Origin of the sequence: Kribbella sp. NPDC050470 (genome assembly GCF_044458365.1) — a bacterium.
Classification (GTDB): domain Bacteria; phylum Actinomycetota; class Actinomycetes; order Propionibacteriales; family Kribbellaceae; genus Kribbella.
This window is the reverse complement of record NZ_JBITHV010000015.1, coordinates 45111-66362: the sequence shown is the minus strand read 5'-3', so window position 1 is coordinate 66362 and position 21252 is coordinate 45111. Positions and strand designations below refer to the sequence as shown.

The window sequence follows — 21252 nt, the reverse complement described above, 5'->3', positions numbered from 1 at the left end:
GCAGTCACCCTCCGGCGCTGATACACCGGACTTGCCGGAATCGAATCCGCGGGCGGTGTATCACCGCGCCCGCTCGGTGATCTGTTACAGCGACGACAGAGCCGAGCGGAGGAGCGGGCGGATGAGAGTTCTGGTCACCGGGGATCGCGGGTACATCGGTGCGGTGATGGTGCCGTTCCTGCGGGACGCCGGGCACCAGGTCGACGGGCTGGACACCGGGCTGTACGAGGGCTGCGACCTGCTCGGCGGGCCGGACCCGATCGGCTCCCGGAAGCCGCGCGACATGCGGGACGTCACCTCCGCCGAGCTCCAGGGGTACGACGCCGTCGTCTGCCTGGCCGCGTTGTCCAACGACCCGCTCGGCCACCTGAACCGGGACGCGACCTACTCGGTCAACCTGGACGGCACCCTGAACGTCGCCCGCGCGGCCAAGGAAGCCGGCATCGAGCGGTTCCTGTTCGCCTCCTCCTGCAGCCTGTACGGCGCGGCCGGCTCCGAGGCGGTCGCCGAGGACGCCGAGATGTTCCCGGTGACGCCGTACGGCGAGACCAAGGCGCTGGCCGAGGCGGAGCTGTCCAAGCTCGCCGACGACCACTTCAGCCCGACGTACCTGCGCAACGCGACCGCGTACGGCGCCTCCACCCGGCTGCGGCTGGACATCGTGGTGAACAACCTGACCGCGATCGCGATGACGAGTGGCCAGGTCCGGCTGGAGAGCGACGGCACGCCGTGGCGGCCGCTGGTGCACATCGAGGACATCAGCCGGGCGTTCCTGAAGGTGCTCGAGTCGCCACGCGAGGTGATCCACGACCAGGCGTTCAACGTCGGCCGGTCCGAGGACGTGGTCCAGGTCCGCGACATCGCCGAGATGGTCCGCGACGCCGTACCGGGCTCGACGCTGTCGATCGCCGAGGGGGCGGGTCCGGACCTGCGCAACTACAAGGTCGACTTCGCCAAGCTCAACGACACCTTCCCGGACCTGCAGCTGCAGTGGACGGTGCGCAAGGGCGTCGACGAGCTCGCCGCCGCGTACCACCGGCACGGCCTGACCCAGGCGGACTTCGACTCCGCCCAGTTCGTCCGGCTGCGCCGGATCCAGCAGCTGCTGTCCGCGGGGCTGGTCGACGACCAGCTGCGCCGGCAGACCGATGACCAGTTCCCGGGACCGGGGGCACCAGTGTTCACCAAGAATGACGCAGCCGAGGAGAAGCACTGATGGGGGAACCAGTCGCCTGCCGCCTGTGCGGCGAGCCCTTGACCCGTACCTTTGTCGACCTGGGGATGTCGCCGCCGTGCGAGAGCTACCTGCGGGCCGACCAGCTCGACAGCGGTGAGACCTTCTACCCGCTGCACGTCCGGATCTGTGACAACTGCCTGCTCGTCCAGCTGCCGGCGTACGTCGCGGCCGACGACGTGTTCAGCGACTACCTGTACTTCTCGTCGTACTCGACCAGCTGGGTCGAGCACGCCCGCCGGTTCGTCGTGGACATGCAGGAGCGGCTCGACCTCGGCGCCGAGAGCCTGATCGTGGAGGCGGCCAGCAACGACGGCTACCTGCTGCAGCACGCGGTGGCGCTCGGCATCCCGGTGCTCGGCATCGAGCCGGCCGCGAACATCGCCGAGATCGCCAACGAGAAGGGCATCCGGACCGAGAGCTACTTCCTCGGCGAGGAGACCGGCCGGGACGCGGCCGCCCGGCACGGCCAGGCGGACCTCGTCGTCGGCAACAACGTGTTCGCGCACGTGCCGGACATCGTCGACTTCGCCAAGGGCCTGCGGGCGCTGGTCAAGGACGACGGCCTGGTGTCGCTGGAGTTCCCGCACCTGCTCCGGCTGATCGAAGGCCGCCAGTACGACACGATCTACCACGAGCACTACCAGTACCTGACCCTGAAGACCGCTGCGGCCGCGCTGGAGAAGGCGGGGCTGAAGGTGGTCGACGTCCAGGAGCTCGTCAGCCACGGCGGCTCGCTGCGGCTGATGTCGCAGCCGGTGGAGACGGCGGGGGAGCCGTCGGAGCTGGTGCTGAAGGTCCTGAAGGACGAGGAGGACGCAGGGCTGCACACGGTCGAGGGGCACGCCGGGTTCGCCAAGGACGTCTTCGCGATCAAGGCCGACCTGGTCAGCTTCCTGGTCAGCGCCGCCCGGGCCGGCAAGTCGGTCGCCGGGTACGGCGCTCCCGGCAAGGGCAACACGCTGCTGAACCACTGCGGCATCCGAGAGGACCTGCTGCCGTTCACGGTCGACCGCAGCCCGCACAAGCACGGCATGTTCCTGCCCGGCACGCACATCCCGATCCACGCGCCGGAGCGGCTGGCCGAGGCGCGCCCGGACTACATCGTGATCCTGCCGTGGAACCTGCGCGAGGAGATCGTCCACCAGTTGGCCTACGCACGGGAGTGGGGCGCGAAGTTCGTCGTACCGATCCCGCGCCTCGAAGTGATCTGAACACGACCCCGGGGAGGGAAACAGCAATGAAGGTCGTGATCTTCTGTGGGGGGTTCGGGCTGCGGATGCGCAGCGGGGTGGACTCCGCACCGAAACCGATGATGACGATCGGCGACCGGCCGGTCCTGTGGCACGTGATGCGCTACTACGCGCACTTCGGGCACACCGAGTTCATCCTCTGCCTGGGCTTCGGCGGCTCGGCGGTCAAGGAGTACTTCCTGCGGTACGACGAGACCGTGTCGAACGACTTCGTGATGACCAAGGGCGGGCAGCGCATCGAGCTGCTCGACTCCGACATCAGCGAGTGGAAGATCACCTTCGTCGACACCGGGATCGACACCTCGATCGGGGAGCGGCTGCGCCGGGTCCGCCCGTACCTGGAGGACGACGACGCGTTCCTGGCCAACTACGGCGACGTGCTGACCGACGCGCCGATGGACAAGATCGTCGACCACGTGATGACCAGCGACATCACCGCCAGCCTGCTCGCGGTCCCGCCGCAGGCCTCCTTCCACGTGGTCGAGTTCGGCACCGACGCCCGGATCACCGGGCTGCGCTCGGCCGCCGACCTGAACATGTGGATCAACGGCGGCTACTTCGTGATCAAGAAGGAGATCTTCGACGTCCTGCACGAGGACGAGGACCTGGTCGGGGACGCGTTCCCGCGGCTGGCCGCGATGAGCAAGCTGGAGGCGATCCCGCACCACGGGTTCTGGGCGCCGATGGACACGCTCAAGGAGCGCAGCCAGCTCGAGGAGCTGTACCGCACCGGCAAGAAGCCGTGGGCGTTGTGGAGCCACGAGACCCGCGAGCAGCGGGCCCAGGTGCTGCAGAAGCCGGAGTTCCTGTCCGACGACTCGCCCATGGTGGTGGCGATCTGATGCTGCCGTTCCAGCTCGGCCTGATCGAGCGCCCGGTCCACCTGGTGGCCCTGGGCGCGCATCCGGACGACATCGAGATCGGCTGCGGCGGCACGCTGCTCAAGCTGGCCGAGTCGGTGCCGGAGCTGACCGCCGAGTTCGTGATCGCGACCGGCAGCCCGCTCCGGCTCGACGAGGCCCGGCGGGCCGCGGAGCTGTTCCTGCCCGAGTGCGAGGTGACCGTCACCTCGGCCGAGCTGCCGGACGGCCGGCTGCCGGCGTTCTGGAACGAGACCAAGGAGTTGCTCGAGGCAACGGCCCGGGGGAGCAGGAGCCCCGACCTGGTGCTGGCGCCGAGCCGCACCGACGCGCACCAGGACCACCGCCTGATCGCGGAGCTCGCGCCGACGGTGTGGCGCAGCCACCTGGTGCTGCACTACGAGATCCCCAAGTGGGACGGCGACATCGGCCGGCCGTGGCTGTACGTCGACCTGACCGAGGAGCAGCTGCGGGAGAAGATCACCCGGCTGCACAAGGCCTACCCGTCCCAGGTCCCGCACGACTGGTTCGACGAAGAGGTCTTCGCCGGGCTGGCGAGGCTGCGCGGCATGGAGTGCCGGGCGCCGTACGCGGAGGCGTTCACCACGGCCAAGGCGACATTGACATGGTGATCGAGGGGGATGGGCGAGTGAGCTTCAAGTGTCGTGGCTGCGCGGGCGAGGACGTCGTACCCGTGGTGGACCTGGGTGCGCAGCCGTGTGCCGACTACTTCCCGCCGGCGGAGACGCCCGGTCCGGATCCGCGCTGGCCGCTCGAGCTGTGGCTGTGCCGGGACTGCACCCTGGTCCAGCTCGGCCCGGTCGAGCCGCAGCTGCCGGAGGAGCCGCTGGCGGTCGAGTCCGCGACCAGCATCGCGCACGCGGAGAAGTCGGTGAAGGAGATCCTGGCCGACTACCCGGAGCTGATCGGCGGCGTCGTGTTCGAGTTCGCCAGCCACCACGGCGGTTCCTGGCTGCAGCACTTGTACGCCGCCGGGTGCCGGCTGGCCGGTGACGGCAAGCAGGCCAACCTGGTGGTCGACGTCCACGGGATCGTGCACGAGCCCGCGTTCGGTGACCTGCTGAAGCTGCGGGCGGACCGGCTCGCCCCGGGCGGTCTGCTGGTCATGGAGTTCCACCACCTGCTGCCGTTGTTCATCGGCAACCAGTTCGACACCATCCGGCACGGCCACTGGTCGTACATCTCGCTGCGGGCGCTGCAGCGCGTCGCCGCACTGCACGGCCTGACCGTCGAGTCGGTCAAGCAGGTCGAGATGTTCGGCGGCAGCCTGATGGTGATGCTGCGGCACACCGCGGACGCGAAGCCGGACCCGTCGGTCGACGTGGTGCTCGAGGACGAGGAAGCGGCCGGCATCGCCGACGAGGTTCAGCTCGGCAGCTTCCAGGAGGCCGCGTGGCACGCGGCCGGAGTGCTGCACGAGGAGCTCGCCCGCCACCAGGCCGCCGGCCGGACGGTCCTCGGGTACGGCGCCCCCTCGAAGGCGCCGGTGCTCCTGGACCTCAGCAAGGTCACCACCGACCTGCTGCCGTTCACGGTCGACCTGGCCCCCGGCAAGCACGGTCGCCGGATCCCCGGCGGCTGCGGCGTCCCGATCCGGCCGATCGAGGAACTGCGGGCCGCGCAGCCGGACGTCGTCCTGGTGCTCACCTGGGACATCGCCGACGAAGTGATCACTCAGCTCGAGTCCGCCGGCGGCTGGGGCGCCACGTACCTTGTCCCGCTGCCCGAACCGCACGAAGTCGTGGGCTGACCCATGCGAGGGGTGCTGCGCCGCGTTACCTGGGGACTTGCTGACCAGGCTGTCACCAGCCTGGTCAGCTTCGTGGTCGGCATCGTCGTCGCCCGCTCGCTGGGCGCTGCAGAGTTCGGCGCCTTCAGCCTGGCCTGGGTGACGTATGGCCTGGTGGTCAACATCTCCCGTGGACTCGCGACCGATCCGCTGGCGGTGCGGTTCAGCGGCGTGCCGCACGAGGTCTGGAAGAAGGCCGTCGCGCGCTCGTCCGGGATGGCGATCGCGGTCGGTCTGACGACCGGCGCGATCTGTGCCGCGGTTGGCTTGGTGATAGGCGGCCGGCCGGGCGCCGCCTTCATCGCGCTGGGCTGCGTGCTGCCCGGACTGATGCTGCAGGACAGCTGGCGGTTCGCGTTCTTCTCCTCCGGCCAGGGCGGCAAGGCGTTCCTCAGCGACATCACCTGGGCGTTCGCGCTGGTGCCGCTGCTGTACGTGGCCAAGCACGACGGTCCGAGCGTGACCAAGTTCGTCCTGGCCTGGGGTGCGGCCGGGATCTTCGCTGCGCTGGTGAGTGGTCTGCAGGCGGGCGTCGTACCGAGGTTGTTCCAGGCTCTGCACTGGCTGCGGGAGCACAAGGACCTCGGGCTGCGGTACCTGGCCGAGAACACCACGATCAGCGGCGCGTACCAGCTGAAGATGTACGGCCTCGGCGCGTTCGCCGGCGTGGCCGCGGTCGGCACCGTCCGCGGCGCCGAGATGATGCTCGGGCCGTTCTTCATCGTGCTCTCCGGGATCGGTCTGGTGGCGGTTCCGGAGGCGGCGCGGATGCTGCGCCGCTCACTGCGAGCGCTGGGGAAGTTCTGCCTGCTGCTCGGCACAGCCCAGGCACTGGCGGCGCTGACCTGGGGCCTGGCCCTCGTGCTGTTCCTCCCGCACGCGTGGGGGCACGTGGTGCTCGGCGAGGTCTGGGACGCGACCGAGCCATTGTTGGTGCCGGCAACTTTGTCGGTGATGTTCGCCAGCTTCTACACGGGTGCGTCGGCAGGCCTGCGCGCACTCGGGGTGGCTCGGCGGAGTCTGCGGGCCCAGCTGTACGCCTCGGCGGCGTACCTGGTGGGCGGGGTCGGCGGCGGGGCGCTGGGGGGCGCCCTCGGGTCGGCCTGGGGGACGGCGGGCGCGACGTTCGTCGGGGCGATCGTCTGGTGGTGGAGTCTCGGGGTGGGCATCCGCGAACGGCGGCATGAGACAGAACCGGAACCGGCTGGGGCGGCGGACCGGGTACAGATGCCAGAAATGAGGAGCACATGAACGCGGTACCAAGGCTGAGTGTCGGTCTACCGGTCTACAACGGGGAGAAGTATCTGGCCGAGTCCCTGGACGCCCTGCTGGGACAGAGCTACGGCGATTTCGAGCTGGTCATCTCGGACAACGCCTCGACCGACAGCACGGAGGAGATCTGCCGCGAGTACCTGGCCAAGGACTCGCGGATCAGCTACTACCGGCAGCCGGTGAACATCGGCGCGACACCGAACCACAACTGGACCTTCGAGCACAGCGGCGGCGAGCTGTTCAAGTGGGCGTCGTACGACGACCTGTACGGCCGCGACCTGCTGCTGCGCTGCATCGAGGCGCTCGACGCCGACCCGGCGCTGGTGCTGGCGCACGCGCACCAGGCGATCATCGACGGCAACGGCGACATCGTGCTGAAGGTCGACTACCCGCTGGCCACCGACGACCCGCGGGCGCCGGAGCGGTTCAAGAGCCTGCTGTTCGGGGTCGGCGGCGACGACTTCTACGGCGTGATGCGCTCGGACATCCTCCGCCGGACGCCGCTGAACGGCAGCTATCACCACTCCGACCGGACGATCATGGCCGAGCTGTGCCTGTACGGCCGGTTCCACCAGGTGCCCGAGCTGCTGTTCTTCCGCCGGGACCACCCGGACCGGGCCGAGCGGGCCAAGCCGACCATCCGGTCCCGGTCGGCGAACATGGAGCCCCGCCGCGCCAGCCGGCTCAAGCACCCGACCGCCCGGCTGCTGGCCGAGTACGTCGGCGGCTTCGTCGGCGGCATCCGCCGCGCGCCGCTGTCGTCGTCGGACCGGCGCAAGTGCTACGGCCACCTGGCGCACTGGCTGCGGGACCGGGCGATGCCCGGCTCGTCGTCGCGCCGGATCGAGGACAGCGCATCGCCCAGCGCCCCGACCGCGATCCCGGAGAGTTCCGCGGTCGCCGGTCAGCGGAGGGCTTCCTAGGAATGACTACCGCGGAGACTCGCAGGCCGCTACGGATCGCGATCTTCGGCCTGCTGGGATCGGGCAACCTGGGCAACCACGGGTCGCTCGACGCGATGCTGCGGTTCCTCCGGGCCAGCCACCCGGATGCCGAGATCAGCTGTGTGTGCTCCGGCCCTGAGGAGCTCGAGCGGCAGTACGGCATCCCGTCGACGGCGATGACCTGGTACGGCGCCCACGGTCCGGGCCGGACGCGGATCACCACGGTCTTCCGCAAGCTGTTCGGCAAGGTCGCTGACCTGGTCCGGATGCCGCGGCTGTTCCGCCGGTACGACGTCGTGGTGGTGCCCGGCATGGGCGTGCTGGAGACGACCCTGGAGCTGAACCCCTGGGGCTGGCCGTTCGCACTGTTCCTGATGTGCGTCTCTGCCCGGATGGGCGGTGCCAAGGTCGCCCTCGTCAGCGTCGGCGCGAACGTGGCCCGGGAGCGGTCGATCCGGTGGCTCTACACCGGCGCGGCACGACTGGCGACGTACCGCTCGTACCGGGACAACCTGTCGCGCGACTCGATGCGGGCGATGGGCGTCGACGTCAGCCAGGACGAGGTCTACCCGGACCTCGCGTTCGCGCTGCCCGAGCCGATTCCGCCCGAGCCGTCGCTGCGGCCGCGCAAGACCGTCGGGCTCGGACTGATGGAGTACCACGGCACGAGCGCCGACCGGGGCCGGGCGGACGAGATCTACGCCGAGTACGAGGCCAAGATCGTCGAGTTCGCCCGCTGGCTGGTCGACGACGGCTACCGGATCCGGCTCGTCACCGGCGACCCGGCCGACGAGGTCGTGGTGACCGCCGTGTACGACGACCTACGGAAGAACCGGCCCGAGCTGGTGGAGTCCCGGCTGGTCCGGGAACCGGCGGACTCGCTCGGCGAGCTGATGGGCCAGCTGGCCGGGACCGACCTGGTCGTTGCCTCGCGCTACCACAACGTGCAGTCCGCGTTGCGGTTGTCGAAGCCGACCATCTCGATCAGCTACGCCAGCAAGAACGACATCCTGATGGAGGACATGCGGCTGGCGGAATTCCGCCAGTCCATCCGCACCCTCAGCGTGCCGCGGCTGATCGAGCAGTTCCGCGCGCTCGAGGCGCGGGCGAACCGGCTCGAGCCCGCCATGCGCGAGAAGAACACCGAGTACGCCGTCCTGCTCGAGCAGCAGTTCGCGGTGCTGTCCAAGACCGTGTTCGACGCCGGCTCGCCGGTGCGGGTCAGTAGGCACTAGGAGGATCGATGGACGTCATCCAGGTACCGAGGATCGCCGGCGGGCTGATGTTCCTGCCGACCCCGCACCGCGACGAGCGCGGCTTCTTCTCGCGGACGTACGACCGCGACGTGGTCGCGGCGGCCGGCCTCGACCCGGACGCCTTCGTGCAGGACAGCATCTCCCGGTCGGTGAAGGGGGTCGTCCGCGGCATGCACGTGCGCGCGGGCGCCGGCGAGGCGAAGCTGGTCCGCTGCTCGTACGGGGCGGTCCTCGACGTCGTCGTCGATCTGCGACCGGACTCGCCGACCTACCGCAACGTCGAGTACTTCGAGCTGACCGGCGACAACCAGGTCACCGTCTACGTCCCGGCCGGGTGCGCGCACGGCTTCCAGGCGCTCACCGACCCGGCCGACGTCTCGTACCGGATCGACCGCGCCCACGACCCGAGCGAGGACGTGTCGATCGCCTTCGACGATCCCGGCCTGGCGATCGAGTGGCCGCTGCCGGTCACGTTGATGTCCGAGCGGGACAAGGCCGCGCCTTCGCTCGCCGAAGCCACCAGGAGACTGTCATGACCAAGTCGTTCGGCAAGTCGTACCGGGCCAACGCCCGGTTGCACGAACTCGTCCCGGGTGGCGCGCACACCTACGCCAAGGGCGACGACCAGTACCCGCAGGACATGGCGCCGGTGATCTCGCACGGCCTCGGCGCGCACGTCTGGGACATCGACGGCAACGAGTACGTCGAGTACGGCTCCGGCCTGCGCGCGGTCAGCCTGGGCCACGCCCACCCGAAGGTGCTGGAGGCCGTCCGGCGCGAGCTCGGCCGCGGCAGCAATTTCGTCCGGCCGAGCATCGTCGAGCTCGAGGCAGCCGAACGGTTCCTGGCCTCGGTGCCGACCGCGGACATGGTGAAGTTCGCCAAGAACGGCTCCGACGCCACCACCGCCGCGGTGAAGCTGGCCCGCGCGGTCACCGGGAAGCCGCTGGTCGCGATCTGCTCCGACCACGCGTTCTTCTCGATCGACGACTGGTTCATCACCCGGACCCCGATGGCGGCCGGCATCCCGGACGAGATCGGCGAGCTGACGGTGGCCTTCCCGTACGGCGACCTGGCCGCGACCGAGGAGCTGCTGACCCGGCACGAGGGCCAGATCGCCTGCCTGATCCTGGAGGCGGCCACCCAGCACGACCCGCCGGAGGGCTACCTCAAAGCACTCCGCGATCTCGCCCACCGCTACGGCGCACTGCTGATCTTCGACGAGATGATCACCGGCTTCCGCTTCTCCGAAGCCGGCGCCCAGGGCGTGTACGGCGTGACGCCCGACCTCTCCACCTTCGGCAAGGCCCTCGGCAACGGGTTCGCCGTGTCGGCGCTGGCCGGCAAGCGGGAGTTCATGGAGCGCGGCGGTCTGCGCGACGACCACGAGCGAGTGTTCCTGCTGTCCACCACACACGGCGCCGAGACGCATGCGCTCGCGGCTGCCATCGCGGTGATGGACGTCTACAAAGAGGAAGGCATCGCTGCCCGGTTGCACGAGCTCGGCGACCAACTGGCGGCCGGGGTCCGGGAGGTCGCGGCGGCAGCCGGGGTCGAGGACCACGTCGTCGTCCGGGGCCGGCCCAGCAACATGGTCTTCGCGACTCTTGACCAGGAAGGCCAGCCGTCGCAGGAGTTCCGCACGCTGTTCCTGCGCGAGTTGATCCTCGGCGGGGTGATCGGGCCGTCGTTCGTAGTCAGCGCGGCGCTCACCGACGCGGACATCGCGCACACGGTCGACGTGGTCGGCCAGGCCTGCGTCGTGTACCGCAAGGCACTGGACGGCGACGATCCGACACCGTGGATGGGCGGACGTTCGGTCAAGCCCGTCTTCCGCCGGTTCGCCTGAGCGCTGCGTCCGTCAGCAGCGCGGTCGCCGGGACCACGGCCAGGGCCAGGCCGAAACCGCCGACCGTGTCGGTGGGGTAGTGGGCGTCGAGGACGATCTGCGCCCACGAGGTCACGGCGGCTCCGGCCACAGTGACTCCGAGGATGACCGCCGTACCCGCGATCGGGCCGAGGTTCAGGAGGTCGGCCAGGAGTAGTCCCACGATCAGTGCGGCCGCGGTGAGGGCTGCGGTGTGGCCGCTGGGGTAGCAGAGGAAGCCGGCGTGAATGCGCCTGCCCACCAACGGTTTCAGCGCAGTGGCGAGCAAAGTGACGGTGACCATGCCGACGACACTGGTGAGCGCCAGCGCGCGGCGACCTGCGGCCAGGCAGGCCAGTGTGACGACTACCAGCAGCAGGGCCCGGCCGACCGGTTCGCCGAGCCAGTCGATGCCGCGGATCAGGTCGTACGTGCCGCCCGGTGCGCTCTCGACGACCGCCTTCTCCACGCGGAGGTCCAAGCGGCTGGGACCGGTGTCACCGGCGAAGATCAGCGCGGGCACCACCAGCGCCACCAGCCCGAGCAGCGCCAACGCCACGACCGGCCGGCGCACCGCCGGCGCGAGCGCCGGGCGTGCGGGCAGACGCGACCGCCCGATGTCGTCCTGTGTCATTTCCCCCACTCCACTCCCACGCAAATTCTAGCCAAGCATCCCCGCGTCTCCGTCCCTGGCGGCCCTCGCGCGTAGTACTCTGCGATGTCGCGCCGCCGACCGGCGGGTGAATTTCTGGGGATTCAGGCAACGCAGTTGTTCCGTCACCTTCGGTGGCGATCTCCGTTTGACAGTGGGTAGGGCAGACTGCAGACTGCGGCGGGCACATACCGTGACCCAACAGTCGCAGCGTGAGACGAGAGGCCGGAGTGAGCGGAGCAGAGGCGCCGGATGCGGTCGATGGCCGCCGTCCGCTCTGGGTGGTGCCGCACGAGGTCCCCGCGATCGTTCCGCTGCCGTCCCGCTCGACCGAACCCCGCTGGGTCGGCGTCTACCGCTGGGCCGCGGTCGGTGGCGACCTGCTGGCCGCGATGGTCGGTGTCTCGGTCGCCCTGCTGACCCGGTTCGGGTACCACGTCGGCAGCGGCTACCTGATCGTGAGCAGCGTGCTCCCGCTGGCCTGGGTGGGTGCGGTCGCCCTGTCGAAGGGTTACGACCCCCGCTACTTCGGAGCCGGGCCGGACGAGTTCCGGTCGCTGTTGCGTTCCGGTGTAGGGCTCACGGCTGCGGTCGCGATGGCGTCGTACGTGACCAAGACCGAGATCGCCCGCGGCTTCGTCGTACTGGCGATTCCGGTGATGGTGGGGACGGCGCTGGTACTGCGTTATGCGCTGCGGAAGGACCTGCACCGGCACCGGGTCCGAGGTCGCTGCATGCATCGGGTTCTCGTGGTCGGGCGCAGCGGTCCGGCCGCGACCTTGTGTGAGCACCTCGAGAGCCGGCCGACCGACGGGTTCCGGGTGGTCGCCACCTGCCGGCCGCGCGGCGACGGGCACTCGACCGGGCCGATGCAGCCGGAGGAACTGGACGAACCCGACATCCTGGCCGCGGCCGACCGGCACGCGGTCGAGGTGGTCGCGATCGCGACCGACCCCGAGCTGGCCGGGCAGTCGCTGCGCCGGCTGTCCTGGGCGCTCGAGCAGCGCGGCATCGAGCTGATCGTGTCACCGGGCATCATCGAGGTCGCCGGGCCGCGGATCTCCGTCCGCCCGGTCGCCGGCCTGTCCCTGCTGCACCTGGAGCGGCCATCGGTGAGTGGCGGACCGCACCTGATGAAGGCCGTCTTCGACCGGGTGTTCGCGCTCGGTCTCATCACCTTGCTGTCGCCGGTGCTCCTCGGCCTGGCGATCGCCGTACGGCTGTCCAGCCCGGGGCCGGTGCTGTTCCGGCAGCAGCGGGTCGGTCGCGCTGGTGTCGAGTTCACGATGCTGAAGTTCCGGAGCATGTACTCCGACGCCGAGCAGCGGCTCGGTGACCTGTACGCGCTCAGCGACGGCAACGGCGTGCACTTCAAGATGCGCGACGACCCGCGAATGACCCCGCTCGGCCGGTGGATCCGCCGCTTCTCGCTCGACGAGGTGCCGCAGCTGTTCAACGTGCTGCGGGGCGACATGTCCCTGGTCGGCCCGCGGCCGCCGCTGTCGGAGGAGGTCGCCCTGTACGCCGCCGACGACTCCCGCCGGATGCTGGTCAAGCCCGGCATCACCGGCCTGTGGCAGGTCAGCGGCCGCAGCGACCTGTCCTGGGACGAGTCGGTCCGGCTCGACCTGCGGTACGTCGACAACTGGTCGATGACCCTCGACCTGCTGATTCTCTGGAAGACCGTGCGCGCGGTGATCTACGGCGCAGGAGCGTACTGATGGACCTTCATGCACCCGTCTATGTGGCCGGCCACCGTGGCCTGGTCGGTTCGGCGATCTGGCGCCGGCTCGAAGGAGCCGGTTACCAGCACCTGATCGGCGCCTCGTCGTCCGACCTGGACCTGCGGGACCGGGCGGCGACGTTCGCGTTCCTGCGCGAGCACCGGCCGGCCGTGGTGATCGACGCGGCGGCCCGGGTCGGCGGCATCCTGGCCAACCGGGACCACCCGACCGAGTTCCTCAGCGACAACCTGCGCATCCAGGTCAACCTGATGGACGCCGCGCTCGAGGTGCGGACGCCGCGGCTGCTGTTCCTCGGGTCGTCGTGCATCTACCCGAAGTTCGCCGAGCAGCCGATCCGCGAGTCGAGCCTGCTGACCGGCTCGTTGGAGCCGACGAACGACGCGTACGCGATCGCGAAGATCGCCGGGATCATGCAGGTCCAGGCGGTCCGGCGGCAGTACGGGCTGCGGTGGATCTCGGCGATGCCGACGAATCTCTACGGACCGCACGACAACTTCGATCCGTTGAGCTCGCACGTGCTGCCGGCGCTGATCCGGCGGTTCCATGAGGCGCGGCAGGCTGATGCGCCCGAGGTCGTGCTGTGGGGGAGCGGTACGCCGCGGCGCGAGTTCCTGCATGTGGACGATCTGGCCGACGCGTGCATGCACCTGCTGGAGCACTACGACGAGCCGGAGCCGATCAACGTCGGAGTCGGCGCGGACGTGACCATCCGCGAGCTGGCTGAGCTGGTGGCCCGCGTGGTCGGTTACGAAGGTGCGATCAGCAACGATCTGTCCAAGCCGGACGGGACCCCGCGCAAGCTGCTCGACGTGAGCCGGCTGAACGCGCTGGGCTGGAAGCCGTCCATCTCCCTCGAAGACGGTGTCGCCGCCACGTACGCCTGGTACCTGCAGGAGGCCGTGTGAAGAAGGCGTTCGTCACCGGGATCACTGGTCAGGACGGGTCGTACCTGGCCGAGTTGCTGCTCGCCAAGGGGTACGAGGTGCACGGCCTGATCCGGCGTGCGTCGACGTTCAACACCCGCCGGATCGACCATCTGTACGAGGGTCCGCAGGCTGAGGACAAGCGGCTGTTCCTGCACTACGGCGATCTGACCGACGGGTCCCGGCTGGTGACACTGCTGGCGTCGATCCAGCCGGCCGAGGTGTACCACCTGGCCGCGCAATCGCATGTCCGGGTGTCCTTCGACGAGCCGGAGTACACCGGTGATACCACCGGGATGGGTACGACGCGGTTGCTCGAGGCGATCCGGATGATCGGGCTGGACTGCCGGTTCTACCAGGCGTCGTCGTCGGAGATGTTCGGCGCGACGCCACCGCCGCAGAACGAGGACACCCCGTTCTACCCGCGGTCGCCGTACGGCGCGGCTAAGCTCTACGGCTACTGGATGACCCGGAACTACCGCGAGGCGTACGACATGTTCGCGGTCAACGGCATCCTGTTCAACCACGAGAGCCCGCGCCGCGGCGAGACCTTCGTGACCCGGAAGATCACCCGCGCGGTGGCCCGGATCAAGCTCGGCCTGGACAAGCGGCTGTACCTGGGCAACCTGGACGCCTGCCGGGACTGGGGGTACGCGCCGGAGTACGTCGAGGCGATGTGGCGGATGCTGCAGCACGACACCCCGGCGGACTACGTGATCGCGACCGGGACGTCGTACTCGGTGCGCGATTTCGTCAGCCTGGCCTTCGAGCACACCGGGATGGACTGGGAGGACTTCGTCGACCACGACGCGCGGTACGAGCGCCCGACCGAGGTGGACTCGCTGATCGGCGACGCGTCCAAAGCCAACACCGAGCTCGGGTGGAAAGCCCAGGTGCACGTCCCCGAGCTGGTCCGGATCATGGTCGACGCGGACCTGGCCGCACTGACCGAAGAGGACTGACATGCAGACGGCCATCGACACCGCAGCCCGCGTCGACGTACTCGGCATCCACGTCAGCGTCACGAACCTCGACGACACCGTCGAGACGTTCGGCCGCTGGATCGACCGCGACGAGCGGCACCTGGTCTGCGTGACCGACATGAACTCGCTGCTGCACGCGCGCGCCGACGAACAGCTCACCGAGGTGTTCAACACGTCAGGGCTGACCGTGCCGGACGGGATGCCGCTGGTGTGGGCGGGCAAGCGAGCCGGGTTCGAGCAGATGGCGCGGGTGGCCGGGCCGGACCTGCTCGAGCGGGTGATGGCCGAGGCGGCCGAGCGTGGCTGGACGCAGTACTTCTACGGTGGCGCCGAGGGAGTTGCCGAGGACCTGCGGTACAGGTTCCAGGAGCGGCACCCGGCGTTGAAGGTGGTCGGCGTCGAGTGCCCGCCGTACCGGCCGTTGACCGAGGCCGAGGACGCCGAGATGGTCGCGCGGCTGAACGAGGCCCGACCGGACATCATCTGGGTCGGGCTCGGCGCGCCGAAGCAGGAGCGCTGGATGGCCGAGCACCGGGACCGGCTGAACGCCGCGATCCTGATCGGAGTCGGCGCCGCGTTCGACTTCCACACCGGCCGGCTCGACCGCGCGCCGCAGTGGATGCAGCGCGCCGGCCTCGAGTGGAGCTACCGGCTCTACAAGGAGCCCCGCCGCCTGTGGAAACGCTACGTCCTGGGCATCCCACGCTTCCTGTACGGCGTCCTGCGCAAACCCCCGGCACCTGTCTCATAGAGTGCTGTCGTGAAGTTCCCCCGGCGGCCGAAGCTCCGGCGACTGGCCGGACCGGCCGGCCGGGCGAGTTGGGGATTGGCCGACCAGGCGCTGTCCAGCCTGAGCAACCTTGCCGTCGGCGTGGTGGTCGCGCGGTCCAGCACGGTCGCCGACTTCGGTGTCTACGCACTCGCCTTCGGCGGATACACGATCGCCCTGAACGTCTCCCGGGCGATCGCCACCGAGCCGTTGGCGGTCCGCTACTCCGGTGAACGCAACCCGGCCTGGGAGCGGGCGGTTCGGGCCAGTACGGCGACCGCGTTGCTGATGGGATTCGCCGGGCTGCTCGTCGGTCTCGCGATCGCGGCCTTCCCGGGGGTGCCGTCGAGGGGTGTGCTGATCGCATTCGCGGTGACGATGCCGGGGTTGCTGCTGCAGGACGCGTGGCGGTGGGCGTTCTTCGTCGTCGGCGAAGGCCGACGGGCCTTCGTGAACGACCTCATTTGGCTGCTCGCCATGCTCGCGATCTTCGGCGGACTTTACTTGACCGGTACGGCGACGGCGTTCTCGCTGACGCTTGGGTGGGGCCTTGGTGCGGTGATCGCGGCCGTTGCCGGGCGATTCCAGGCGGGTGTGTCACCTCGCCGGCAGCTGATCCGCGAGTGGGTGAAGGCGCACTGGGACCTCACCCCGAAGTACATGGGGGAGATGCTCGCGGTGTCCGGCACCATCCAGGTCTACATGCTCGGCATCACCGCCGCCGCCGGCCTGGCCGCGACCGCCGGCATCCGCGGTGCGCAGGTCCTGCTCGGCCCGGTGAACGTGCTCAACCAAGGCATCCGGATGATCTCCGTCCCCGAAGCCGCCCGCGCACTCCGGCACTCCTACCGCCGCCTCTGGCTCGTCGGCCTCGCAATCTCACTCGGCGTCGGCGCCGGCGCGCTGGCCTGGGGCGCCATCTTCCTCCTGCTCCCACCGGTCGTCGGCCGGGAACTGCTGGGCCCCGGCGTCTGGGAACAAGCCCACAGCGTCCTCATCCCCGTCATCCTCCTGCAGGCCTTTGGCGCCTCGAACGCCGGCGCCTTCGCCATCATGCGAGCCCTCACCGCCGCCACCCGCGGCCTCCGAGTCCGCCTGATCTCCTCCGTCATCCTCATCCTGTGCGGAGTAGGCGGCGCCTACCTCTGGGGCGCCCGCGGCGCCGCCTGGGGCCTCGCCTCAGCCTCCTTCTGCACCCTCCTCCTCTGGTGGAACGAAGCCCACCGAGCCATAACCGCCCACCGCCGGACGTAAGGACACCGCCTGCGGCGGCGGCTGTTCTTCTGGCGCCTGCGGCGCGCCGCACAGCGCGGGACGCGTGAAGGTGTTCGGCGGACAGCCCGCCCAAAGGTCACCGCCTTCGGCGGCGGCTGTTCTTTGTGGCGCCTTCGGCGCGCCGCACACCGCGAAACGTCTGAAGGTATTCGGCGGACGGGACGTGCAAGGGACACCGCCGCACAGCGCGGGACGCGTGAAGGTACTCGGCGGACCGGACCGTGAGACGCGCAATGGTCACCGCCTTCGGCGGCGGCTGTTTGTTGGCGCCTTCGGCGCAGCGCGGATCGGTGAGCGGCTGGGGACGGTTGACGGGGCGGCATGGGGGCGCGGCTCCGGGCTGCTTGATCGTGCTAGTCGTGGTGGTGTGCGTCAAGGGCGCCTTCGGCGTCCGCTGCGCGGATCTTCGACCCTTGACCCACACCACCACGACCAGGGAAGGACGCAGCTGTCCCGGAGCAGCTCACTGGAGTGGTCGCGTGCCGGGGTGGATTCGGTGTGCCGGTGTGGATCCGGGGGATCTGGATCATGGGATTGGGTTCGGGTGGGGCGTGTTGTGTCGGCGGCGCGTCCGGAGATCGGGTTCGGATCGGACGGTGTTTGCCGGCGGTGCATCCGGAGGCTGGGTTCGGATGAACCGAACCGAGGCGGAGGTCGTCAACACATCGTCGGGCTGATCACCGCCGCGGGCCTGGAGCGTGTCGGCGGCGCTTGAACTCCGTGGCTTCAGGTCCTTGAGGAGATGGTTCGGTGGGTGGTCGGATTTGTCCGCATGCTGGTCAGGTTCGGCTGAGAGCCGTGGGTTTGAACACCCTCCGGGGACCTCGGACATCACACAGCCTGTCCTAGGTCCCCAGTTCCTGTGCAAGCCACCAGCTGATTCCACCGGTGTCCCGGGATGCGGACGAAACTGGCCATATGCCGGGCAAACCGGGGAGCCGGGCGAACCGGCCGAGCTGGGTCAGCCGGGTAAGTCGGGTGGAGTTGGATCAGCCGGGCGGGCTGGGTCGGTTTGCCGAGCTGGGTCAGCTGGGCATGCCGGGCGAGACCGGCCATTCGCCGGGGAAGCCGGGGAAGCTGGGCGAGCTGGGTCAGCCGGGGGAGCTGGGTCAGGGGGGCAAGACCGGCCACATGCGGGGCGGCTCTGTTGGCAGCGGTGGTTGGCGGGTTGTGTCGTCGTTGGCGTGCTGCAACCCGGCTGTGCGCACAGACCCGTCAGTGCGGACGGAACTCGGCGGCCGAGAGGCCGGGTTAGCGGACGGTGATGGTGGCGTGGCCGCCGCGTACGGGGTTTTGGTTGTCGGTTACTTCTATTCGGTAGAGCTGGGTGGTGCCGGAGGGGGCTGTGGTGTCGGTGAGGGTGATGGTGGGGCGGCTCCAGAAGGTGGAGTTGGCGGTGGTGGTGGCTACTACGGTGTTGGTGGCGCCGCGGAGGAGGCGGTAGGTGAGTTTGATGTCGTCGTTGTCCAGGGACGTTTGGACGGTGGCCTTCACCTGGCCGGGTGTCGTGCTGGACAGGGTCGGCAGGGCTGGGCCTAGGGGTTTGGCGCCTGGGCCCAGGTTGGTGAAGCGGGTGAGGCCTTGTTGGCCGACGCCGTTGACCTTGGTGAAGTCGCCGCCGACCCAGAGGTCTGCGCCGCCGGTGGCGGAGACGAGTGGGCCGACCTCGGTTGGCGGGCCGGCGTTGGTGTTCGGGAACCAAGGGCCGAGTGAGCCGGTGGCTGGGTTTTGCAGGAGGAGGAAGTGGGCGCCGGTGCCGTCCTGGAACCCGCCTGGGCAGCTGTGTGCGTGCGAGCCCTTGAACAGCCAGCCGTTGACGTAGGTGACCGCCTCGGTGGCGCCCAGGCAGTTGTTCTTCCAGACCAGGTTGCCGGTGGCGACGTCCGCGGCCCATGTTCCGTCGAAGCAGCCGCCGCCGTCGCCGGCGTTGGCGAAGTACACCCGGTTGCCGGCAGTCTCGATGTCCTTGACCCGCGACGTGCAGCCACTGGACGGCAGCGGTACGGCGGATGCCGCAGCGAACGGGAGCAGCGCGCCGGTGGAGTTGTTGACGCTGGCAACCGCCCAGCGGTTGACCCCGCCGATCTTCGCGAACGTGCCGCCCAGATACACCTTGGAGTTGTCGTCGGCTGCGTCGATCGCGTACACGTCCGCGTCGGCGTTCGGGTTCCACGGCAGCAGGCTGCCGTTGACTGTGCTGATCGCGGCCACGCGGTTCCGGGTGACGCCGTTCACCAGGCCGAACGAGCCGCCGAAGTACAGGCTGGACCCGCCGACGGCGAGTGCCTTCACCCGGTAGGAGACGCTCGGTTTGATGGTCGAGACCAGTGCCCCGGTCGCCGTGTCGAAGGCCGCGATCCGGTTCCGCACCTGGCCGTCCACGCGGGTGAAGTCACCACCGACGTACACCCGGGAGCCGTCCGGCGCGGCCACGATCGACCAGACGACGCCGTTCAGCGTGTGGTTGAACGTGGTGTCGAGCGCACCGGTGGTCTGGTTGAACGCGGCCAGGTAGGTTCGCGTGGTCTGGCTGGTCCCCGCCGCCGCGCCCGGCGGACGGACCTTGGTGAACCGGCCACCGACGTACGCCTTGCCCTTGGCAACGGCCAGCCCGAGCACACTGGCGTCGGTCTGCCAGGCCGAGTTCGCGACCGCGGTCAGCGACGCGCCGGTCCCGGTCGCGGGTTGGAGAGGTACGGCGCTCAACGCGAGACCGGCCGCCCCCAGCACAGCAATGACTCTCCCCATGAGAAGTCCCCCTTGCCCCAGACAACCAATGTACGACCGGCAACCCCCTGCCCGTCTATAGCAAGAGGGGTCTGCCCGATCAGGCAGACCCCTCTGGACCGGTACGACGGCCGGTTTTACGACGGCCGGCTTACGGCACCTTCACGCTGACCGACGGGCCCTTCATGATGTTGCGCCCGTCGTGCACCTCGATGTGGTACGTGTACGTCTGGCCGCGCTTCACCCCGGTGTCGGCCACCGTGTAGGCCTTCCGCGCCTCCCAGTAGTACGACATGTACTTGAACGACCCGATGTTGGTCGTCCCGCGGAACACGTTGTAGGTCAACGAGATGTTGTCCAGGTCGTACACGTCGCTGAACTTCACCTGCACCTTGTCCGAGGACGGGATCAGGATCGGCGCCTTCGGTACGGCGGGAGCCGCGCCACCCGGCGTGTTGGTGAACCGGGTCAGTCCCTGCTGGATCTTGTTGTTGACGTGCAGGAAGTCGCCGCCGACCCACAGGTCGGTGCTGGTCCCGGCTATCGCCAGCGGGCCGACCTTGGTCGTGCTGCTCTGGTTCGCGTCGGTGTTCGGGAACCACGGGCCGATCTTGCCGTTGATGGCGCTCTCGACCAGCAGGTAGTGCGTCCCGGTGCCGTCCGGGAACGCGCCGCTGTCGCTGCAGTTGTGCGCGTGCGAGCCCTTGTAGACCCAGTTGCCGATCGCCTTGATCGCCTCGGTCGCGCCCAGGCAGTTGTTCTTCCACAGCAGCTTGCCGGTGCTGACCTGGGCGGCGAGCACGCCGTCGTAGCAGCCGCCGCCGTCACCGCCGTTGGACACGTACACGTTGTCGCCGAGGGTGTCGATGTCCTTCACCCGGGTGGTGCAGGTCGCGGTCGGCTTCGGGATCGCCGCCGCGGCCGGGAACGAGTACGCCGCGCCCGTGGTGTTGTTCGTCATCGCCAGCGAGTAGTGGTCCTTGCCGTTGATGGTGCTGAACGGGCCGCCGACGAACACCCGGGTGCCGTTGTCGGACAGGTCGATCGCGTACACGTCGCCGTTGGCGACCGGGTTCCACGGCAGCAGGTCGCCCTGGATCAGCCGGACCGCGCCGAGCCGGCTGCGGACGGCGCCGTCGATCCGGCCGAACGAGCCGCCGATGAACACGCTGTTGCCGAAGATGGCCAGCGCCTTGACCCGGGCCGAGACCACCGGGTCCCAGGCCGCGACCAGCTTGCCGGTGACGACCGAGAACATCGCGATCTTGCTGCGCTTGATCCCGTTCACGGTGGTGAAGTCGCCACCGATCACCACCCAGTTGCCGTCCGGGCTGGTGGCGATGCTGTAGACCGGGCCGTTCAGCTTGGGCGCGAACGCCGTCGGCGCCCCGGTGGTGCGGTTGAAGGCGGCAATGTAGGTGCGGGTGGCCTCCCCCTGGCCGGCCGGCTTGCCTGGTTGCCGGATCTTGGTGAACAGACCGCCGGCGAACACCGTGTTGCCGCTGATCGCCAGCGCGTTGACGCTGTTGTTGGTCTGCCACGAGGTCTGCTTGATGGCCGAGACGGCCGAAGCGAAGCCCGGAGTCGCCGCCTCCACCGGCGGTCCGGAGGGGATCAGCGCGGCGGCGACGACGGCCGCTGCGGTGACAAGGGCGAACACATACTTCTTCATCAATGTCCTT

The 21252-nt window shown here is 69.3% G+C and carries 18 protein-coding genes; 15 read left to right on the top strand and 3 right to left on the bottom strand.

Annotated features, from left to right (window positions below; all coding sequences use genetic code 11):
- Positions 1 to 121: 121 nt before the first annotated feature.
- The 10 genes from ACIBGM_RS38970 to ACIBGM_RS38925 are packed head-to-tail and all read left to right on the top strand — an operon-like array spanning position 122 to position 10478.
- Positions 122 to 1216: an NAD-dependent epimerase/dehydratase family protein gene (locus ACIBGM_RS38970; RefSeq protein WP_396388405.1), complete on the top strand. Its 1095-nt coding sequence runs from the start codon at positions 122 to 124 to the stop codon at positions 1214 to 1216.
- On the top strand, positions 1216 to 2448 hold the full coding sequence (locus ACIBGM_RS38965) for a methyltransferase domain-containing protein (RefSeq protein ID WP_396388404.1): 1233 nt from the start codon (positions 1216 to 1218) through the stop codon (positions 2446 to 2448). Before ACIBGM_RS38970 ends, ACIBGM_RS38965 begins: the two co-directional genes overlap by 1 nt.
- A gap of 26 nt (positions 2449 to 2474) precedes the next feature.
- Positions 2475 to 3329, top strand: a complete 855-nt coding sequence (locus ACIBGM_RS38960; RefSeq protein ID WP_360535197.1) for a glucose-1-phosphate cytidylyltransferase — start codon at positions 2475 to 2477, stop codon at positions 3327 to 3329.
- Complete coding sequence (locus ACIBGM_RS38955; protein WP_360535195.1) at positions 3329 to 3979, top strand: PIG-L family deacetylase; 651 nt, start codon at positions 3329 to 3331, stop codon at positions 3977 to 3979. Before ACIBGM_RS38960 ends, ACIBGM_RS38955 begins: the two co-directional genes overlap by 1 nt.
- 17 nt (positions 3980 to 3996) lie before the next feature.
- The gene (locus tag ACIBGM_RS38950) at positions 3997 to 5118 is read left to right on the top strand and encodes a class I SAM-dependent methyltransferase (RefSeq protein WP_396388403.1); all 1122 of its coding nucleotides are present in this window, start codon (positions 3997 to 3999) and stop codon (positions 5116 to 5118) included.
- A gap of 12 nt (positions 5119 to 5130) precedes the next feature.
- On the top strand, positions 5131 to 6408 hold the full coding sequence (locus ACIBGM_RS38945) for a hypothetical protein (RefSeq protein ID WP_360535191.1): 1278 nt from the start codon (positions 5131 to 5133) through the stop codon (positions 6406 to 6408).
- Positions 6405 to 7352, top strand: coding sequence for a glycosyltransferase family 2 protein (locus ACIBGM_RS38940; protein ID WP_360535189.1), 948 nt, complete (start codon positions 6405 to 6407; stop codon positions 7350 to 7352). Before ACIBGM_RS38945 ends, ACIBGM_RS38940 begins: the two co-directional genes overlap by 4 nt.
- A gap of 2 nt (positions 7353 to 7354) precedes the next feature.
- Complete coding sequence (locus ACIBGM_RS38935; protein WP_396388402.1) at positions 7355 to 8608, top strand: polysaccharide pyruvyl transferase family protein; 1254 nt, start codon at positions 7355 to 7357, stop codon at positions 8606 to 8608.
- 8 nt (positions 8609 to 8616) lie between these two features.
- Positions 8617 to 9165, top strand: coding sequence for a dTDP-4-dehydrorhamnose 3,5-epimerase family protein (locus ACIBGM_RS38930; protein ID WP_360535185.1), 549 nt, complete (start codon positions 8617 to 8619; stop codon positions 9163 to 9165).
- A complete protein-coding gene (locus ACIBGM_RS38925; RefSeq protein ID WP_396388401.1) occupies positions 9162 to 10478 on the top strand; it encodes a glutamate-1-semialdehyde 2,1-aminomutase in 1317 nt (438 codons plus the stop codon). The genes ACIBGM_RS38930 and ACIBGM_RS38925 overlap by 4 nt, the downstream gene beginning before the upstream one ends.
- Here ACIBGM_RS38925 and ACIBGM_RS38920 read toward each other — a convergent pair.
- Positions 10450 to 11130: a phosphatase PAP2 family protein gene (locus tag ACIBGM_RS38920; RefSeq protein WP_396388400.1), complete on the bottom strand. Its 681-nt coding sequence runs from the start codon at positions 11128 to 11130 to the stop codon at positions 10450 to 10452. The genes ACIBGM_RS38925 and ACIBGM_RS38920 overlap by 29 nt on opposite strands.
- 230 nt (positions 11131 to 11360) lie before the next feature.
- Between ACIBGM_RS38920 and ACIBGM_RS38915 the strand changes: the two genes are divergently transcribed.
- Genes ACIBGM_RS38915 through ACIBGM_RS38895 form a run of 5 tightly spaced genes read left to right on the top strand, consistent with a single transcriptional unit; the run spans position 11361 to position 16822 of the window.
- Positions 11361 to 12869 (top strand): sugar transferase, encoded by a 1509-nt coding sequence (locus ACIBGM_RS38915; protein ID WP_360535177.1) that lies wholly within the window; start codon positions 11361 to 11363, stop codon positions 12867 to 12869.
- Complete coding sequence (locus ACIBGM_RS38910; RefSeq protein WP_360535175.1) at positions 12869 to 13798, top strand: GDP-L-fucose synthase; 930 nt, start codon at positions 12869 to 12871, stop codon at positions 13796 to 13798. Before ACIBGM_RS38915 ends, ACIBGM_RS38910 begins: the two co-directional genes overlap by 1 nt.
- Positions 13795 to 14778 (top strand): GDP-mannose 4,6-dehydratase, encoded by a 984-nt coding sequence (gene gmd / locus ACIBGM_RS38905; RefSeq protein WP_360535173.1) that lies wholly within the window; start codon positions 13795 to 13797, stop codon positions 14776 to 14778. Before ACIBGM_RS38910 ends, gmd begins: the two co-directional genes overlap by 4 nt.
- A gap of 1 nt (position 14779) precedes the next feature.
- Positions 14780 to 15550 carry a WecB/TagA/CpsF family glycosyltransferase gene (locus tag ACIBGM_RS38900; RefSeq protein ID WP_360535171.1) on the top strand — a complete coding sequence of 257 codons (771 nt, stop codon included), beginning with the start codon at positions 14780 to 14782 and terminating at the stop codon, positions 15548 to 15550.
- Positions 15551 to 15559: 9 nt separating this feature from the next.
- Complete coding sequence (locus ACIBGM_RS38895) at positions 15560 to 16822, top strand: hypothetical protein (protein WP_396388399.1); 1263 nt, start codon at positions 15560 to 15562, stop codon at positions 16820 to 16822.
- A 1272-nt stretch (positions 16823 to 18094) separates the two neighbouring features.
- Here the strand turns inward: ACIBGM_RS38895 and ACIBGM_RS38890 are convergent.
- Together ACIBGM_RS38890 and ACIBGM_RS38885 are read right to left on the bottom strand one after the other, a co-directional pair.
- Complete coding sequence (locus ACIBGM_RS38890) at positions 18095 to 19591, bottom strand: fibronectin type III domain-containing protein (protein WP_360536927.1); 1497 nt, start codon at positions 19589 to 19591, stop codon at positions 18095 to 18097.
- A 130-nt stretch (positions 19592 to 19721) separates the two neighbouring features.
- Positions 19722 to 21242 (bottom strand): fibronectin type III domain-containing protein, encoded by a 1521-nt coding sequence (locus ACIBGM_RS38885; RefSeq protein ID WP_396388398.1) that lies wholly within the window; start codon positions 21240 to 21242, stop codon positions 19722 to 19724.
- Positions 21243 to 21252: the final 10 nt, after the last annotated feature.

Bases quoted from the DNA above. Each gene is read 5' to 3' on its own strand.
- ACIBGM_RS38955 (WP_360535195.1), top strand. From the start codon at position 3,329: ATGCTGCCGTTCCAGCTCGGCCTGATCGAGCGCCCGGTCCACCTGGTG.
- ACIBGM_RS38885 (WP_396388398.1), bottom strand. From the start codon at position 21,242: ATGAAGAAGTATGTGTTCGCCCTTGTCACCGCAGCGGCCGTCGTCGCC.
- ACIBGM_RS38965 (WP_396388404.1), top strand. From the start codon at position 1,216: ATGGGGGAACCAGTCGCCTGCCGCCTGTGCGGCGAGCCCTTGACCCGT.
- ACIBGM_RS38940 (WP_360535189.1), top strand. From the start codon at position 6,405: ATGAACGCGGTACCAAGGCTGAGTGTCGGTCTACCGGTCTACAACGGG.
- ACIBGM_RS38935 (WP_396388402.1), top strand. From the start codon at position 7,355: ATGACTACCGCGGAGACTCGCAGGCCGCTACGGATCGCGATCTTCGGC.
- ACIBGM_RS38920 (WP_396388400.1), bottom strand. From the start codon at position 11,130: ATGACACAGGACGACATCGGGCGGTCGCGTCTGCCCGCACGCCCGGCG.
- ACIBGM_RS38930 (WP_360535185.1), top strand. From the start codon at position 8,617: ATGGACGTCATCCAGGTACCGAGGATCGCCGGCGGGCTGATGTTCCTG.
- ACIBGM_RS38970 (WP_396388405.1), top strand. From the start codon at position 122: ATGAGAGTTCTGGTCACCGGGGATCGCGGGTACATCGGTGCGGTGATG.
- ACIBGM_RS38925 (WP_396388401.1), top strand. From the start codon at position 9,162: ATGACCAAGTCGTTCGGCAAGTCGTACCGGGCCAACGCCCGGTTGCAC.
- ACIBGM_RS38890 (WP_360536927.1), bottom strand. From the start codon at position 19,591: ATGGGGAGAGTCATTGCTGTGCTGGGGGCGGCCGGTCTCGCGTTGAGC.
- ACIBGM_RS38960 (WP_360535197.1), top strand. From the start codon at position 2,475: ATGAAGGTCGTGATCTTCTGTGGGGGGTTCGGGCTGCGGATGCGCAGC.
- ACIBGM_RS38910 (WP_360535175.1), top strand. From the start codon at position 12,869: ATGGACCTTCATGCACCCGTCTATGTGGCCGGCCACCGTGGCCTGGTC.
- ACIBGM_RS38900 (WP_360535171.1), top strand. From the start codon at position 14,780: ATGCAGACGGCCATCGACACCGCAGCCCGCGTCGACGTACTCGGCATC.